This is a genomic window from Bordetella sp. FB-8, assembly GCF_000382185.1.
Taxonomy (GTDB): domain Bacteria; phylum Pseudomonadota; class Gammaproteobacteria; order Burkholderiales; family Burkholderiaceae_B; genus Bordetella.
Genome location: NZ_KB907784.1, coordinates 2186922 through 2203919, shown reverse-complemented (window position 1 = coordinate 2203919; position 16998 = coordinate 2186922). Strand labels below are relative to the sequence as shown.

At 63.3% G+C, this 16998-nt stretch carries 15 protein-coding genes, 1 tRNA gene and 1 pseudogene; 6 read left to right on the top strand and 11 right to left on the bottom strand.

The window, feature by feature from the left end; all coding sequences use genetic code 11:
- Window positions 1–13: 13 nt before the first annotated feature.
- Window positions 14–409 carry a GtrA family protein gene (locus H143_RS20445; protein WP_026349924.1) on the top strand — a complete coding sequence of 132 codons (396 nt, stop codon included), beginning with the start codon at window positions 14–16 and terminating at the stop codon, window positions 407–409.
- Here the strand turns inward: H143_RS20445 and H143_RS0110570 are convergent.
- A complete protein-coding gene (locus H143_RS0110570) occupies window positions 369–1961 on the bottom strand; it encodes a glycosyltransferase family 39 protein (protein ID WP_019938217.1) in 1593 nt (530 codons plus the stop codon). The genes H143_RS20445 and H143_RS0110570 overlap by 41 nt on opposite strands.
- Before the next feature lie 12 nt (window positions 1962–1973).
- Entirely contained in the window at window positions 1974–2960 is a 987-nt protein-coding gene (locus H143_RS0110565) for a glycosyltransferase family 2 protein (protein ID WP_369751165.1), read from the bottom strand.
- A gap of 440 nt (window positions 2961–3400) precedes the next feature.
- Here H143_RS0110565 and H143_RS20440 point away from each other — a divergent pair, with 440 nt between their 5' ends.
- Entirely contained in the window at window positions 3401–4984 is a 1584-nt protein-coding gene (locus H143_RS20440; RefSeq protein ID WP_019938215.1) for a glycosyltransferase family 39 protein, read from the top strand.
- Window positions 4985–5053: 69 nt separating this feature from the next.
- Here H143_RS20440 and H143_RS0110555 read toward each other — a convergent pair whose 3' ends face one another.
- Window positions 5054–6235, bottom strand: coding sequence for an alanine--glyoxylate aminotransferase family protein (locus tag H143_RS0110555; RefSeq protein WP_019938214.1), 1182 nt, complete (start codon window positions 6233–6235; stop codon window positions 5054–5056).
- Window positions 6236–6356: 121 nt separating this feature from the next.
- Window positions 6357–6803 carry a MarR family winged helix-turn-helix transcriptional regulator gene (locus H143_RS0110550; RefSeq protein ID WP_019938213.1) on the bottom strand — a complete coding sequence of 149 codons (447 nt, stop codon included), beginning with the start codon at window positions 6801–6803 and terminating at the stop codon, window positions 6357–6359.
- A gap of 156 nt (window positions 6804–6959) precedes the next feature.
- Here H143_RS0110550 and H143_RS0110540 point away from each other — a divergent pair, with 156 nt between their 5' ends.
- Window positions 6960–8435: a DHA2 family efflux MFS transporter permease subunit gene (locus H143_RS0110540; RefSeq protein WP_019938211.1), complete on the top strand. Its 1476-nt coding sequence runs from the start codon at window positions 6960–6962 to the stop codon at window positions 8433–8435.
- 164 nt (window positions 8436–8599) lie between these two features.
- Here the strand turns inward: H143_RS0110540 and H143_RS0110535 are convergent, their stop codons facing one another.
- Window positions 8600–9118, bottom strand: a complete 519-nt coding sequence (locus H143_RS0110535; RefSeq protein ID WP_026349923.1) for a DoxX family protein — start codon at window positions 9116–9118, stop codon at window positions 8600–8602.
- A gap of 238 nt (window positions 9119–9356) precedes the next feature.
- Between H143_RS0110535 and H143_RS0110530 the strand changes: the two genes are divergently transcribed.
- Window positions 9357–11735: a plasma-membrane proton-efflux P-type ATPase gene (locus H143_RS0110530; RefSeq protein WP_019938209.1), complete on the top strand. Its 2379-nt coding sequence runs from the start codon at window positions 9357–9359 to the stop codon at window positions 11733–11735.
- Between the two features lie 101 nt (window positions 11736–11836).
- A pseudogene (locus tag H143_RS22445) lies at window positions 11837–11971 on the top strand (IS3 family transposase); the annotation flags it as partial.
- A 129-nt stretch (window positions 11972–12100) separates the two neighbouring features.
- On the opposite strand, the gene H143_RS0110520 reads toward H143_RS22445, so the two are convergent.
- The 6 genes from H143_RS0110520 to H143_RS0110495 all read right to left on the bottom strand — a co-directional run bounded on the left by H143_RS0110520 (window position 12101) and on the right by H143_RS0110495 (window position 16172).
- The gene (locus H143_RS0110520; RefSeq protein WP_155803372.1) at window positions 12101–12853 is read right to left on the bottom strand and encodes a hypothetical protein; all 753 of its coding nucleotides are present in this window, start codon (window positions 12851–12853) and stop codon (window positions 12101–12103) included.
- Complete coding sequence (locus tag H143_RS0110515; protein ID WP_019938207.1) at window positions 12850–13725, bottom strand: nucleotidyl transferase AbiEii/AbiGii toxin family protein; 876 nt, start codon at window positions 13723–13725, stop codon at window positions 12850–12852. The genes H143_RS0110520 and H143_RS0110515 overlap by 4 nt, the downstream gene beginning before the upstream one ends.
- A gap of 280 nt (window positions 13726–14005) precedes the next feature.
- Window positions 14006–14080, bottom strand: a tRNA-Val gene (locus tag H143_RS0110510).
- Window positions 14081–14130: 50 nt separating this feature from the next.
- Entirely contained in the window at window positions 14131–14865 is a 735-nt protein-coding gene (gene dnaQ, locus H143_RS0110505; RefSeq protein WP_019938206.1) for a DNA polymerase III subunit epsilon, read from the bottom strand.
- Between the two features lie 34 nt (window positions 14866–14899).
- Window positions 14900–15331 carry a ribonuclease HI gene (gene rnhA / locus H143_RS0110500; protein WP_051094479.1) on the bottom strand — a complete coding sequence of 144 codons (432 nt, stop codon included), beginning with the start codon at window positions 15329–15331 and terminating at the stop codon, window positions 14900–14902.
- Between the two features lie 82 nt (window positions 15332–15413).
- A complete protein-coding gene (locus tag H143_RS0110495) occupies window positions 15414–16172 on the bottom strand; it encodes a class I SAM-dependent methyltransferase (RefSeq protein WP_026349922.1) in 759 nt (252 codons plus the stop codon).
- A 13-nt stretch (window positions 16173–16185) separates the two neighbouring features.
- On the opposite strand from H143_RS0110495, the gene gloB reads away from it, so the two are divergent.
- Complete coding sequence (gene gloB / locus H143_RS0110490) at window positions 16186–16995, top strand: hydroxyacylglutathione hydrolase (protein WP_019938203.1); 810 nt, start codon at window positions 16186–16188, stop codon at window positions 16993–16995.
- The last annotated feature ends 3 nt before the right edge of the window (window positions 16996–16998 follow it).

The following is a 16998-nucleotide window of genomic DNA, read 5'->3' as shown; positions in this document are numbered from 1 at the left end:
TTTCCACGCTTCGATGCATCCGCTGTTAAAACAACTTTTCTGGTTCGTCGCCGTCGGCTGCTCCGCGGCGGCCACGCACTGGAGCACGGCCGTCCTGCTCGTCAAATTCGGCGGCCTGACGCCCGTGCTGGCCAACGTCGGCGGCTGGTTGGTGTCTTTCTGGGTGTCCTTCTCGGGCCACTATCTTCTGACCTTCCGGCACATCAGGGCCGCATTGCTGCCGACGGCTCTGCGCTTCTTTCTGGTCTCGGCCGTGGGCTTTCTCATCAACGAGGCCACCTATGCGTGGCTGCTGCATGCGACCAGGCTGCCCTACTACGTCCTGCTGGCGGCCGTGCTGCTGGGCATGGCCGCCCTGACCTTCATCGCTAGCCGGCTGTGGGCGTTTCGCCACAAACCCGCTGCTTAAATGCCGCATCGGCATCGAGCAGCCACAATATATTTTTCTTGTCCGATGCTACAGGCTTGACACCCGTCAGCAGCGGATTGCCGGTCTGGTCGCCGCCGTCGCCCCAGACCCAATAGCGCGCGCCGTCCGGCCCCGCGCACATGCGCCGCTTCCACTCCTGCTGCGAAACCAGCACCTGGACGGTAGGATCGAACTCCGAAGCGTCGAGCAGTTCTTTGCGCCAGCTGTCGATGCGCGCAATACTCGGGTCGTCCCAGTTGTCGACGATCCAGGCCGGCCGGGTATAGCGCGCATAGAACTGCAGGTCGAAGGCGTAGGAATGCAGCATGACCAGCGTATCGCCCGGCTTCTCGTGCTTGCGCATGACCTCGCCCAGAGGCCTGGAACTGCGCTCCAGTGTGCTGATCGCCGCGATGACCAGCGTAATCAGGCACAACACCACCGCCGCGACGCAGGTGATCGAGGCCCGGCGGCCGTAGCGCGCCGATGCCGCACCGTCGCGCTCGACCGCTTCGCGCACCAGCTCGGCCAGCAGGAAGGCCAGCGGCGGCAGGGCAGGCAGGACGTAGCCCACCAGCTTGGAGGCAGGAATCGAGAAGAACACCAGTACCACCAGGCCCCAGATGGCCATGAGCCGGCGTATGCCCTTGGGGTCGCGTTCGGCCTTCCAGAAAGGCTTGCGGAACAGGCCCAGCCCCCATAGCGTCCAGGGCAGCGCGGTGACGATCAGCACCGGCACGTAGAACAGCCAGGGTTCCTGGTTGTTGAACCCCGAGTCAAGGAAACGCTCGAAATGCTGGTAAACGAAAAAATAGTGGAAAAAACCCGGGTAGCGCACCTGCATCATCCAGCACCAGGGCACGGCGACCACGGCGAAAGCCAGCAGCGTTGCCGGACGCAGCAGCGCGAGCATGCCCTTGCCGTCGCGCCGCATGAGCAACCAGAAGAACAGCACGCCCCCCGGCAGCACCGGGCCGATCAGTCCCTTGGCCAGGAAAGCCAGGCCGGCCAACGCCCCCATGAGCGCCGACATGGCACGCCAGGGACGGCCACTGTCGCGCCGCAGGATCGTCTCGGCACCCGCCAGCACCGTGGCCGAAATCAAGCCGGCCACCAGCATGTCCATGTTGGCGAACTGCGCCGCGCCGAAGAACAGCGGCATGGTGGCCATGACGAGCAAGGTGACCCGCGCCGTCGCCACGCCGTAGTTGCGGCGCACGAAAGCGTAGGTCGCAAATAGCGCCAGCCATGCGCCCAGCACCGACGGCAGGCGCACGGCCCACTCGTTCATGCCGAACACGTGCATGCATATCGCGTCCAGCCAGTAGAACAGGGGCGGTTTGTGAAAATACGGCATGCCGTCCAGCAGCGGCGTGGAGATGTCGCCGTGGCGCAGCATGTCCCAGGCCACACCGGTGTAGCGGCCTTCGTCGGGCAGCGTCAGCAGCCGTACCCAGTTCAGGAAAATCAGCCAGAAGGCGGCCAGGCCCAGCAGCACAGCATCGCCGGAGAAGAGACGGCGCGGTTGCGCGGAAATATTCGTAGGACTCATGGGATCAGGGATTCAGTTCTGGCTAGGCGCATCGGAACCGGATGCGCCGGACGAGGGTTCGCGGCGCGGGCGCGCCTGGCCCAGGCGACGCCCGGTAATGAAGAGCGGCCGCCCCTTGACCTCGTCGAAAATGCGCGCCACGTATTCGCCCATCACGCCCAAGGAAAGCAGGTTGACGCCGGAGAAAAAAAGCAGTGCCGTCACGATGGTCGTCCAGCCCGAAGTCTGATTGCCATAGAGCAGGTAATGCGCCACCAAGACCACGCCGTAGATGATGGACGCCACGGCAAAGATCGCGCCCACCAGACCCAGAAAGCGCAGCGGCCAAGTGGTGAACGCCGTGATGCCGTCGGTGGCCAGGCTGAACAAGCGCCAGAAGTTGAAGCTGCTGATTCCGTGCAGGCGCGCTTTGGGCATGTAGGGCATGGCCTCGGAACGAAAGCCCACCCAGGCATACAAGCCTTTCATGAAGCGCGTACGCTCGTGCAGATTGATCAGCGCATCGACCACCTTGCGATCCATCAGGCGAAAATCGCCCGCGTGGGGCGGCACCCGCACGCGCCGCGTACTGCCCAGCAGGCGGTAGAAAATTTTCGTGCCGACCCGCTTGATCCAGCCCTCGTCGGTGCGATCGCTGCGCACGGCATAGACCATATCCACGCCCGCCTGCCAGCGCTGCAGCATGGGGGGAATCAGCTCCAGCGGATGCTGCATGTCGGCATCCAGGCTGATCGCCACGTCGCCGGTGACTTCCTCCAGGCCCGCGGCCAGTGCCGCCTCTTTGCCGAAATTGCGTGACAGTTGCACATAGCGCACCCCGGGAGTCTTGGCCCATTGGGCCATGAGATCCGGGGTGGCGTCGGTACTGCCGTCGTCGACGACGATGATCTCCCAGCCGTCGCACCACTGCTCCAGCAGGGCACTCAGCCGAGGCAGCAGCACTTTGAGGTTCTCCGATTCGTTCAGGCCGGGGACCACACAGCTGACCAGACCGCGCACGGGCGGGCGGCCATCGACCGAGCGGGGTGGGGCCGGCGGATCGAAATCGGCGGCGCGCTGATCGAGAGGAGACGAAGTCAAGATTTCACCGAAAAGCTGACAAGGCTGCGAAGTATGCACCAACAGCGTTTAACTGTGGCTGTGTTGATCCAGATCGGCGCATATTACCCGCCCCGTATTTTCTTTCGTTTGCCTGCCGCTAGGTTACCGTGAAAAGCCGTGTGGAAAATCCGCCTCACCCGTCCCCCCTGAGAAGCCGCAAATATTTGAAATTACAATAGAATGGCAGGCTTTGCACCCGCAATTTTCGTGCGGATTTATTTTATACGCCGACGTCCCGCATGCAGACAAATTCCGACCTATCGCCATCCTTGGCGCCTCCTCCGGCGGAGTCGTCCTCAGCGCCTGTCGCCACAACGCGGCGCGGCCGGCTGGCCGCCATGTTTTCCCTCGATGCGCCTTCGCTACAGCCCCTGCTGTTGCTGATCCTGAGCCTGAATCTACTGTTCTGGGTCGCATTTCCCAGCCTGCTCCTGAGCGGCCCGGATGCGGACAACATGGAGGAGTTGGTCTGGGGCAATGTATTTCAGTGGGGCTATTACAAGCATCCGCCCCTGCCCTCCTGGGTGCATTACGCCTTGATGTCCGTCTTCGGCCGTCATATCTGGATCACTTTCCTGGCTGCCCAGCTAAGCGTCGCGCTGGCCCTGTATTTCATATGGCGTCTGGGCTGCGAAATCACGTCCCAGCGAAACGCGCTACTGGCCGTGGTGCTGATGATGCCCATCGCCTACTTCACTACGCGCGGCGTCATGTCCAACCACAACACCCTACAACTGTGGTCGGTGGCGGGATCGATCTGGATGCTCTACCGCGCCTGGCGCTACCAGCAGTTGCACGACTGGGTCCTGCTGGGCATGTTTTCGGGCTTTGCCACGCTGACCAAATACAGCATGGCCGTGTGGTTCCTGATCTTCATCGTGCACCTGGTGCGTAGCGGCAGCCTGCGCGATGCCCGCACCTGGAAAGGCATTCTGGCGGGCACGGCACTGCTGGTCGTGATGGTGCTGCCGCATGCCATGTGGCTCTATCACATGAAGTACGTGCTGCACGACCGGGCCAATCCGCTGGACTACGCCGCCGACTCGGCGGACATCATCAGCCGCGCCGACAACCTGCTGGCCATCTGGTATGTGCTCACCACGACCCTGGCGCGCCTGGCCCCGATGCTGCTCGCCATGCTGGTCGTCGGCGGCCTGATGCGGCGCGCACGCCGCAGGCAGGCCATGCCGGTCCAGGCAGCGAGCGGCAGCATCGCCACCCACCTGCGTCCCGAAGACCGCCGCTTCATCCTGCTGCTGGCCCTGGCCCCCTTTGCACTGACGTGCGCGGTGTCCATCCTCATCGGCACGCGCATGATCGCCGACTGGACCACCACCTATTTCCTCATGACCGGCCTGCTGGTGTTCTGGCTCTACCCGGAAAACAGTGATCGGCGGCTGCTCAAGACCGCCCTGATCACGGTCCTGGTGATCCAGTTCCTGACCGCGGCCGGCTATGGCGTGGGCCGCGGCCCCCTGGCCAGCATCCTGGGCAAGCCCGGCCGCTCGAATTTTCCCAGCCATGCCGTGGCCCGGGCTGCCAGGCAAGCGTGGTACACCCATGTCCATGCCCCGCTGCGCTTCATCACGTCCGATACCTGGCTGGGCGGCAACATCGCCATCCATGCCGGGCGGCAGGCGCAAGTGCTGATCAACGGCGACTTGCACGACTCGCCCTGGGTCAAATCCGAGCAATTGAAAGCGTGCGGTATGCTGGTCGCCATCAATGCGAGCCCGGATACGCCTGACGTAGTCATGCCCAAGGTTGCCGCCGCGATGAAAGAAGCCAAATGGACGGGCACCATCAGCGTGCCCGCCACCTTGGACCCGAAGGGTCCGCAAGTGATCGTCAAATGGGGTGTGGTGCCGCCGGTCGGGGGATGCATCCCTTCGGCGCACCCTCACCCTGACTGGAAGCCGTGATTTTCCAGACATGCGAAAAACGGGCGCCGCGGCGCCCGTTTTTCATGCTCGCGCAACGGCTGCAGGCAATTACCCCGCCGCCCGCTCGCGCGCCAGATGCGCGATGGCCGCCTGCACCGCGCCTTCGCCATGGGGCAGCCCGAGCTCCTTGAGCGCCAGATCGAGCGTGGCCAGGCAGCCCAGAATCATGGGCTCATTGATGCTGCCCATGTGGCCGATGCGAAAGGCCGACCCGCCCAGCTTGCCCAGGCCGCCGGCAATCATCAGGCCCAGCTTTTCGCGGGCGTAGGTGCGCAAGCGATCCGGATCGATGCCTGCCGCCGTGCGCACCGTCGTCACCGTCACGGCGCGCTCGGACGCGGCGGACACGTTGAACGTCAGCGCGCCGGCCTGGCTCCAGGCCTGCACGGCCTGGTGTACCGCACCGGACAACATGCGCTGCGAACGGAAGATCGCCTCCAGGCCGCGCTGCTTGATCAGATCCAGCGCCGCGCGCAGCGCGAACATGTGGTGCTCGGGCATGGTGCCGCAGAACTTGGTGTAGTACTCATCGCCGATGCGGGTATTCCAGTCCCAATAGCGCTGGAAACGGGGAGTGGCCTGCGCGATCTGCACCGCCTTGTCGTTGGCCGCCACGATGGCCAGGCCGGGCGGGCACATCAGCGCCTTCTGCGACGCGGTGATGGCCACGTCCACGCCCCAGGCATCCATCTCGAACGGCATGGCGCCCAACGACGCCACGGCATCGGCCACCAGTAGCGCGGGATGACCTGCCGCATCCATCGCGCGGCGCACCGCCTGAACGTCGCAGCTCAGGCTGGTAGCGGTGTCCACCTGCACGGCCAACACGGCCTTGATGCGGCGATCGGTGTCGCGGCGCAGGTGTTCCTCGATTCGCGCCGGGTCTATGCCCCGGCGCCAATCGCCTTCGATGGTCTGCGTCTTGATGCCGAGCGCGCGGGCATGGTCCGCCCATTCGTGGGCGAAGTGGCCGACGATCGGCACCAGCACCGTGTCCCCCTGCGCACAGATGTTGCCCAACACCGCTTCCCAGCTGCCATGCCCGTTGCCTGCATAGATAAAGACATGGCCCTGGGTGCGAAAAAGGTCCTTCAGGTCCTCGAAGCAGGATTTGGCGATTTCCTTGAGCCTGTCATCGACGAGGTCCAGCGGCTGCCGGTTCATGGCATTGAGCACCACCTGGGGAATATGGGTGGGACCAGGGGCGTGCAGAAATTCGCGGCCTATCATGTACGGATATCGAAAAGAGAAGGTTTTAACGAGGCCGGGGCGCAATCACGCACACCCGACATCCGCTGATGCTGCCCGAGAACGGTTGCGCAGGCAAATCGGCGAGTCGGGCGCGCCGGTCTCAGTCCCCGGCTTGCCCGGAGGCGAGGTTGCCGCGCACCACACTCAGCAGCCGCAGCAAAGTCTTGCGTTCCGTGTCGCTCAGGCCCTGCATGGCCAGGGCGGTGATCTCGTCGCCCAGGGCCAGGGCCGGCCCTAACGCATCCTCGACCTTGTCGGTCGCCTGCACCATGAAGGCCCGGCGGTCGTTGGGCGCGGGAACGCGCTGCACCCAACCCGCCTCCTGCATGCGATCCAGCATGCGCGCCACGGTCATGGGTGTGACATCCAGCGTTTCGGCCAGCTTGGCCTGGCTCATCGGACCCAGCGTGGAGAGATACAGCGCCACGCGGCATTGGGCGCGGCTAAGCACCAACCGCTGGCGTCCGCGCCGATCGAACTGAATGGCCTGCAGGCGGGCAATGTCGGAAACCAGAAAACCGAAGCGCTCTTCGTAGGAATGGGGCATAGGACAGGTATTTAATAAGCTTGCTTATTATAAGTCGCCACATATTATAATTCCGTGCTGGTTCGCCACGCCGCCCCCTCCCTCTGCAGTACTGCCTCAATGTCCGCCGCCGACGCCCCAACCCCGATCAACCGCAGCATGATCACAATATCGATCATGCTGGCCACTCTGATCCAGACCCTGGACAGTACCATCGCCAACGTCGCCCTGCCGCACATGCAGGGAGCGCTGTCGGCCTCGCAGGACGAGATCACCTGGGTGCTCACCTCCTACATCGTGGCGGCGGCGATCGCCACCCCGCTCACCGGCTGGCTGGCCGCGCGCTACGGCACTACCCAGCTGCTGTGCGCCTCGATCGCCGGGTTCACCATCGCTTCCGTGCTGTGCGGCATTTCCGACTCGTTGGCGCAGATCGTCGCGGCGCGGCTGCTGCAGGGCCTGTTCGGCGCCTCGCTGGTGCCGCTGTCGCAATCGATCCTGCTCAACATCAACCCCCCGAAAAAACAGCCGCAGGCCATGGCCATCTGGGGCGTGGGGGTGATGGTGGGCCCCATTCTCGGCCCCACGCTGGGCGGCTGGCTGACCGACAGCTACAACTGGCGCTGGGTGTTCTTCATCAATCTGCCCATCGGCCTGCTGGCCCTGCTCGGCGTCATGACCTACATGCCGCGCATCAAGGCCGCGGGAAAAAGCACGCTGGATCTCTTCGGATTCATCACCTTGTCATTCGCCATCGGCGCGCTGCAGGCCCTGCTTGACCGCGGCCAGCAGAAGGACTGGTTCAACTCGACCGAGATCCGCATCGAGGCCGCCGTGGCCGTAATCAGTTTCACGTTCTTTCTCATCCACACCGCCACCGCGGGCGAGCGCTCCTTCTTTCGCATCGAACTGCTCAAAGACCGCAACTTCGTCACCGGCAGCTGCTTTATCTTCGTCATCGGCGCCATTCTGTACGCCACGCGCGCCCTGCTGCCGCCCATGCTGGAAGACCTGATGGGCTACCCCGTTGCCACCACGGGCCTGGTCACCGCCCCCAGCGGCATCGGCACCATGGTCGCCATGTTGGTGGTCGGCAAACTCGTCGGGCGCCTGGACGTGCGCGGCCTGCTGCTCATCGGCCTGCTGGTCGCAGGCTATTCGCTCTACCAGATGATGGGCTACACCCTGGTGCTGTCCGAGAGCGATATCGTCTGGCCCGGGGTGATACAGGGCGTGGGACTGGGCCTGGTATTCGTGCCGCTCTCGGCCGTGAGCTTTGCCACGCTCAAGCCCGAGCTGCGCGCCTACGGCACCTCCATCTACAGCTTGATGCGCAACATCGGCAGCAGCATCGGCATCTCCGTGGTGCAGTCCGTGGTCACGCGCAACAGCCAGATTGCGCATGCCTCCCTGACCGAGCATGTGACCCAGCGCGAAAGCGGCGGCTGGATGCAGTACTTCGACCTGGCCACCGAGGCAGGACGCGCAGGCGTGAACCGCCTCATCGACCAGCAATCGACGATGATCGGCTATGCCGACGCCTTCAAGCTCATGTTCATCGCAACGCTGTGCATCCTGCCCCTGCTCCTGCTCATCCGCAGTCACGGCGAGAACGCCGGCAAGGATGCCGCAGCGCATGCCGTGATGGATTAGGGCCTGTTAACACTTAAAGGACGCATTCATCGGTTCGTGTTCGAATTGAACACGCCCTTTTACGCCGCCGCACCATGTCGCGGCAAGGTCGATGAGCGCGCCTGTAAAAAATCAAACGGGCGCCGGCCTCAGGCCGACGCCTGCATGGCATCCGCGTCCAGACTTTAAACCGCGCGCCCCTGGGGCGACAGACCTACCAGCCAGCGCATGCCCGCGCTGCGCCGCACCGGCGCCATGCGGGCGACCAGACCGTCCAGTCCGCATACCTGTCCGGCGTGCCTGACCATCAGCCACACGATTACCGCGGCGATGATCAGGTGTTCGTCGACGATCACATAGTTGGCGTTGTCGATGTACGGGAAGTTCATGTGCGCGGTCCAGTAGAGCAGCATGATCAGAATGGCGAAAGGACCGCTGGCGCGTACAAGAAATCCGGTAATCAGCGACAGGCCGATCAGCAGATGGCCGTACTCCACCAGGAAGGAGATGACCGGCAACAGCGGGGAACGCGCCAATGCGCCATAAATGGGATGGAAGGTCTTGGTCGCCGAAAGAAAGGCGCCGACATAGGCGCTGTTGCCGTAGTGGTGAATCGCCGCCCACAGGAATATCCAACCGACCATCACGCGCAAGACCACAATGACGGCACGCTCCGTCGGACCACTTGATTCTGACTTAGACATATCTGATCTCCGTTTATGGGTTGTATTGAGTCAATCGATTTTCTGCAGCCTGAACAAGGCTTTATGCCGCTATTGGGCGCCCATCGGGGAAATTATTGTTTGACGCACATCAAAGAATCGCGCCAGAAGCGGCATGCCTTCAAGCCGTGCGCTGCGATATGCTTGGCGGGCTGACGGCCCGTGTCACACCGGCTTTAAAGAACAAGCATGCCTTAACCTTCGCAGATCACGTCTGGCCATGACAACCGCCACAGAACTTCCCGCTCAAGCCGAACAGCCGCCGACGCCCACCGACCGCAAGGCGGGACTCGCGTCGGACGAGGCGCGGCGGCGTCTTGCCCAGTTCGGCGCAAATGCCATCGAAGATATTCGCACGCCGCCATGGCGCCAGTTTCTGGGCAAACTGTGGGGACCCGTACCCTGGATGCTCGAAGCGGTGATCGTATTGCAAGTGATGCTGCATCGCGGCCAGGAAGCGTTGGTCATCCTGTTTCTGCTCGCCTTCAATGCCGTTGTCGCATTCATGCAGGAGCGGCGTGCGCAGGACGCGCTGGCTTTGCTGCGGCGGCAGCTGCAGGTCGTCGCGCGGGTTCTGCGCGAGGCCGGCTGGAGCCGCCTTCCGGCCTCGCAACTGGTCCCCGGGGATGTGGTGCATGTGCGCGCGGGCGACATCGTACCGGCCGATCTCGTATTGTTCGATGGCGCGGTCGCGCTGGATCAGTCGGCACTGACCGGCGAATCCCTCGCCGTCGACGCCGGCCCCGGAATGCCCGCCTACACCGGGTCGGTGGTACAGCAGGGCGAGGCCAGCGGCGAGGTGACAGCCACCGGTTCACACACCTACTTCGGCCGAACCGCGGAACTCGTGCGCACGTCCAACGCGCCCGGCCATATGCAGCGCACGATCTTCGCGATCGTCAAACGCCTCGTTGCATTCGATCTATTGCTGGTCGTGCTGATCGTCCTGTATGGCATGACGCATGGCCTGCCCTTGGCCGACACGGCCGTATTCGCGCTGCTGCTGCTCGTCGCATCGGTGCCCGTCGCCCTGCCGGCCACCTACACGCTCGCCACCGCCATCGCCAGCACCCAGCTGGCCAAAAGGGGCGTGCTGGTCACAAGGCTGCCGGCGGTCGAGGAGGCCGCGGCGATGGACACGCTGCTTTCGGACAAGACCGGCACCTTGACGCAAAACACGCTGTCCGTCGCGGGGGTCAAGGTGCTGGCGGACGTGGACGATGACGCCGTCCTGCGCGCAGCCGCGCTGGCAAGCGACGCTTCGTCGCAGGATCCGCTCGATCTTGCGATTCTTGCGGCCTACGGAACGCACGCGCAGGCGCCTCCCATACCCACGCGCACCGATTTTCAGCCCTTCGATCCGGCGACGCGGTTCAGCTCGGGCACCTACATCGCCGAAGCAGGCCCGTGGCAGGCGCTCAAAGGCGCGACCAGCGCCGTACTCGAACAGTGCGATGCCGATTCGGCGCAGCGCGACGCCGCCCGGCAAGCCCAGCAGGCACTCGCCGCAGGGGGATCGCGTGTGCTCGCGGTCGCGGCGGGTCCGGTGGGCCGGATCCGGCTCATCGGCCTGATCGAACTTGCCGACCCGCCGCGCGAGGACGCGGCCGCACTCATCGCAAGCCTCGGCCAGCTGGGCGTCAGGGTGTGTATGGCCACCGGCGATGCGCTGGAGACCGCGCGCGCAATCGGGCAACGGCTCGGTCTGGGCACGCGGGTCTGCGTGCCGCATGGAGACGATCTCCTGCAGCCGGAGAAATGCGACATCTTTGCCCGCGTGCTGCCCGAAGAAAAGCACGCCATCGTAAGCGCGCTGCAGCGGGCAGGACACGTCACGGGCATGACGGGTGACGGCGTCAACGACGCGCCGGCGCTGCGCCAGGCGGAACTTGGCATCGCCGTGGCCAGCGCTACCGATGTGGCCAAGGCCGCCGCGGGCGTCGTTCTGACGGATCCGGGCCTGAACGGCGTGCTTGCCGTGGTGGGTACGGGACGCGAAGTGCATCGCCGCATGCTCACCTACACCCTCAACAAAATCGTCAAGACACTGGAGATCGTCGTCTTTCTCACGCTCGGCCTTTGGTTCTCCAATGATTTCGTGATCTCGCCGCGCCTGATCGTGCTGCTGCTGTTCGCCAATGATTTCGTGACGATGAGCATCGCCGCCGACCGCGTACGTCCGGCAGCCCGGCCGCAGCGCTGGCAAGTTCGGCAGTTGATCGGGGCCGCGACGGTGCTGGCGGCGGCTTCGCTCGCCTTTACGCTGTCGCTTTACGGCGTAGCGCGCGCGCATCTGGGCCTGACTGCCGGCCAGATGCAGACCCTGGTGTTTCTGCTGCTGGTATTCACCACGCAAGCCAATATCTATGTGCTGCGCAACGATGGACGCATGTGGGCGTTCGCCCCGGGCACATTCATGGCCTGGGCCAGCGCCGCGGACATTGTGGCGGTAAGCCTGCTGGCCGTGACCGGAACGCTGATGGCGGCGGTCCCTCCAGCGCTGGTCGGCGCCCTGGCCTGCGCCGTCATCGTGTTCGCGCTCCTGCTTGACCAGATCAAGGGCGTCGTATTCCGGCGTTTCATGCTGAGTGCGGCGTAGCGCCGGAGGCACGATTAAAGAGCATGCTGGTGTTGCGCCATCATCGGCGACTGAACCGCCCCGGGTTTTGCGGAGGCTCCAACTCTTGAGAGAACGGAGCCATGAGCAAGAACAACGCGAACAAATTTTCCCCGGAAGTGCGTGAACGAGCGGTGCGCCTGGTACAGGAGCACCGTGCGGACTACCCATCGCTGTGGCTGGCGGTCGAGTCGATCGCGCCGAAGATTGGCTGTTCAGGGTCTATCAGCAATTTTGTGTTCAGGGCATAACTTGTCTTCAAGGAGAGGATATGCCCTGAACACAAAATTACTGATAGACCCTCGCCAGGAATGTTCTTGTTATTCGCATGCATGCATATCCAATCATTACCGACGCCCCTGGCCGTTCACAGGTAGAAAGGCCATCGCATCCGCCGCCGGCGCATTGGCGATAACACTAGGATCGTCCTGATAAGCACGCCAGGCCGACCACCAGTTCTCCCACTGCGCTGCCATGCCCATCCCCCTGGCCAGCCGTTTCAATCTCGGCAGGCTCAGGCGATCAGCTTCGATATCGAGCGGTGGCAGGCTCAGGGTCGATCGGTGTGAGTGACCAAGGTAGATCCAATCGAGCAAGGCTTTTTCCGGTGTGGCTCGGCGATAGTTGAAACGCAAGTCGAAGACGTCTTCCTGCTTTCCCACGGCCTCATCCATCAATTCGGTACGCAGCGCAAAAAACCGAAAACGGCCAATTCCTGGCACATCCCGAATCGCAAGGCTTGGCGTTGTCCAGCTCGACTCGGTTGGAATGATGCACGTGTAGGTGTCGCCGTAATTATTCATCACACCGGCCTGCTCGAGCACCCAGGACAGAGACAACACGGCACCGCGCCGAATCCAATGCGCCGCCTCGGCAGCGTTGTCCCGGGGGTGCCCCAGTCGATTGAGATACAGTCCTTTGGTGACGGCCTGGAGTTTGCTCCCTTCGAGCATCTCGGTAATCCAGCGCTGGACAGACGACCGCACCGGCTGCTCATCGCCGGCCAGCGCCAGGTCGAGCAACATCGCCGTCGACAAGACAAAAGGACTGTCGATCGCCATCAATCTTTTTTCAGCCTCCAGACGCCAACGTTTACTCATGATGGCCTCACTCTTGGACGTGCGCGCGGCGCGGCCGGCTCGACCGAATCGCCAGGCGCTATGTCATGCCGCCCCAGGGCTTGGCCCAGCCACTGATCCACGGTTGAGGAAATCTGCAACACGTCGTCTTCCCACTGCGCCTTCGTCATGCCAGCCGACTCGGCCGGTGGCAGGTAGGGGAAAAGCTCCGTCTGCGCCATCTCGTACGTGATCAGAGCCAGCTTTCCCAGCACGTCACGACGCAATTCACCTAGCCGTTCCTGCGACTCTTGCGCCAGGAGAGGCACCGGATTTGCGCCGTAGGCGATCAACACCTTCAGATCCGCAACGTCCCGCGGGACGTTGCGCAAATCGGCCAACACGGCCTTTACCTTGGAGGCCGCCATGGCGGATAAGGAATAGGTCTGCAGCTCAAAAGGAGAGAGCAAGTAGGCGGGCGGCGGCACGACCTTGCGCCGCTGCAGTTCCTCGGCCGCCGGCTCCTGCCGGCCCGACACTTCCGTCTCGAATCGCACGGCGATGCCATCGTGGGTTTTACCCGACATGCGCACCCGAATCGTGGTCTCCGTGTCCTTGGTCACATCGATCGCGACCTCTCGTATTCCCGCGACCTGGGCCGCAACCAGCATCCCTCGCCTCAAAAGGCCTTTGACGGCATTGGCGCTCATATTCGCGGCGCGATCAAAATCGATGTCCTTGGTCAGACGCATGCTTCCAAAGGCTACACGCATGGCCATACCGCCCTTGACGACCAGGCGCGCACCTGCCTCCTGGCTGATCGCTCGCAAGAGCGCCACCTGGCATCGGTCGATGATGTGTTTCTCGTTGGAGAAACCCACGTCGCGGGGGGAATAAAGGGTAGTAGTGTCCATGAGTCGTATTTTAGGACATAGCCACTATGAAAACAAGATTTCCCCCATGTGCACTGATCCGCCATCAACTCAGCCAGATGTATGCGGGTCAGGCATCGATTTGTGTCCCAGACGATTGAGAGTCATCGCATTGGGACTATTTTCAACTCCGCCACTTTTCCGCCGAATGGCGCATAAGCGAAGGTTTCGACAGCAACCGGAAAAGAAAAAGACCTTAGGGCTTTCACCGTAAGGTCTTGATCTGTCGGGCTTTTCACGCACCGAGCTACTTTGTGGATGCTGGTGGGCGGTACTGGTTTCGAACCAGTGACCCCTGCCGTGTGAAGGCAGTGCTCTACCACTGAGCTAACCGCCCGACAAAGAAGCGAAATTCTAACATGCCAAGCCCATGATGGCAAAAACCGCCTAGACTATTGCCCCGCCCTCGGGCGCCAGCGGCTCATAAGCCCGCCACACCGCCTTGCCGCCCGCTTTGTCCAGTTCCTTCAGGTACGCCGCGTGGGCGGCCAGTTCCTCGGGGTCGGCCGCGACGACCGGAAGCACCGAAGCGTCGAAGGCGCCCAGCGCCATGGTGTCCCGGTCCGGGCCGGCCCCGGTATTGTCGGTCTCGATCAGCAGCGCATCCTGGCCGCGCGTCATGGCCAGCCAGACTTCGGCCAGCAGTTCCGAATCGAGCAAAGCGCCGTGCAGGGTGCGGTGCGCGTTGGAAATGCCGAAGCGGTCGCACAGGGCATCGAGCGAGTTGCGCTTGCCCGGGAACATGGCGCGCGCATGCTGCAGCGAATCGGTGATGGACGCGCAATATTGCGCGATCTCCCCGCGCCCGATGCGATCGAGTTCGGCGTTGAAGAATTTCACGTCGAACGAGGCGTTGTGCGCGATCAGTTCCGCGTCCTGGATGAAAGCGAGGAACTCGTCGACTACCTCGGCAAAGCGCGGCTTGTCGGCCAGGAATTCGCTCGTCAGCCCGTGCACGGCCAGCGCGCCCTCTTCGCTGTTGCGATCGGGGTTCAGATAGAGGTGCAGGTTCTTGCCGGTCAGGGCGCGATTGACGAGTTCGACGCAGCCGATTTCGATGATGCGGTTGCCGTCCTCGGGCTTGAGACCCGTGGTTTCGGTGTCGAAGACAATCTGGCGCATGCGTGGCCTTTGCTGAAAAACGAGATGGCCCAGTTTACCCGGCGCGCCGGCGCGTGCTTTCCACGCCCATATTAGCCAGGGCGTCGGCGCGCTCGTTGCCCGGATCGCCGGCGTGCCCCTTGACCCAGCGCCACGACACGCGATGGCGGCCCACTTGCTCGTCCAGCGCCCGCCACAACTCGGCGTTCTTTACCGGCTTTTTGTCGGACGTGATCCAGCCGCGCCGCTTCCAGTTGGTCAGCCACTCGGTCATGCCCTTCATCACATATTGCGAGTCGGTGTGCACAACCACCGTGCAGGAGCGCTTGAGCGCGCCCAGGCCCTCGATGACTGCCAGCAGTTCCATGCGGTTGTTGGTGGTCTGCGCCTCGCCACCGTGCATTTCCTTCTGATGCCCGCCCGCGCGCATCAGCACGCCCCAGCCGCCAGGGCCGGGATTGCCTTTGCAGGCGCCGTCGGTCCACATCTCGACCTGATCCGTGTCCTGCGTTTCGAATGACTGCCTATCCACTGCTCGTGCCACCTATAAACGGGCCATGCCCGACGATTCAAGCCTTGTCGCGATGCATGACGACCGAGGCCGCATGCGCGCGCTGGCGCTTTTTCTTCCAGACCGGCCCGATCAGGCGCATGCCCGCCACGCGCTTGGTGGCCGACATCACGTAGACCGCGCCGCCCATCGCCCACCAGCGCCGCCCCTGAGTCTCCAGGAAATTCCAGCGCTGCAGCCACAGCTCGGTGCGGCACGGCGGCGCATAACAACCCAGGCGTGTGAGATCCACATCGAAGGACATGAGCTTGAGCCAGTCCTTCATACGCAGCGGCGATACCTGCGACGACACGGGTCGAGGCAGCCAGGCCTCCATGCCGGGCATGAGATTGCGCGCGCCCCACAAGCTCCAAGGGTTGAAGCCGGAAATCACCACGCGGCCTTCGGGCATCAGCACGCGCTCTACCTCGCGCAGCACTTGGTGCGGCGAGTCGGTGCATTCGAAGACATGCGGCAATACCAGCAGGTCTATGCTCTGCGACTCGAAAGGCAGGGCCTCGGGCAGGGCCGCCACGCCGTTGCTCCAGATTGCCGCCAACTGGGCGGCGGCAATCTCGGCGCCCACCACGGCCTTGAACGGCATGCGGTTGGCGCGCAGCAGGTCGATTCCGGGCAAGCCCACCTGCCAGGCCTGAAAGCCGAACACATCGGCCACCATCTCGTCGAAATGCGCGCGCTCCCAGGCCAGGACGTATTGCCCCGGTGGCGTCTGGAACCATTCGGCCAGCTCTACAATTGTCGGCATCTCTCCAGCCACGTCCATCCTCGCCATGAAATCTGCCATTGCATCCCCGCAGGGCGCCGAACTGCTGCCCTTGACCGCCTTCGACGACAACTATATCTGGGCCGTCATACGCGACGGCCAGGCTGCCGTAGTCGACCCCGGCCAAGCCGGTCCGGTGCTGCAGTGCTTGCGGCAACGGGGACTGGAACTGCGCGCCATTCTACTCACTCACCATCATGGCGACCATGTGGGGGGGGTCATGGAGCTGACCGGCGCGACAGGCGCCGTCGTGTACGGCCCGGCCCGGGAGAACCTGCCGCACTGCGATGTGCGCCTGACCGAAGGCGACCGCGTCGTCCTGCCCGAGCTGTCTCTGGCCATGGAGGTGATCGATGTGCCCGGACACACCGCCGGGCACATCGCTTATTACGGTCAAATCGACCAGGGAAAACCCGTGCTGTTCTGCGGGGATACCCTGTTCATGGCAGGTTGCGGACGACTTTTTGAGGGAACGGCCGAACAAATGCACCAATCTCTGGCAAAATTGTGCGTCTTGCCAGAAGGCACGCAGGTCTGTTGCGCACACGAATACACCTTGTCCAACCTGCGCTGGGCCCTGGCAGTCGAGCCCGACAACCGCGCCATGCATCAGGCGCAAGAGCAGGCCCGGCGTCAACGCGAAAGTCATCTGCCCACGCTGCCTTCGAGCATCGGCCAGGAATTGCAGATCAATCCTTTCCTGCGTACTCGCCACCCTTCGGTGATCCAGGCTGCTTCCACCTGGATTGGAAGCCCTTTGCAGTCGTCGGTCGATGTATTTGCCGCCTTGCGGCGGTGGAAGAACGAATTCAAGTAAACC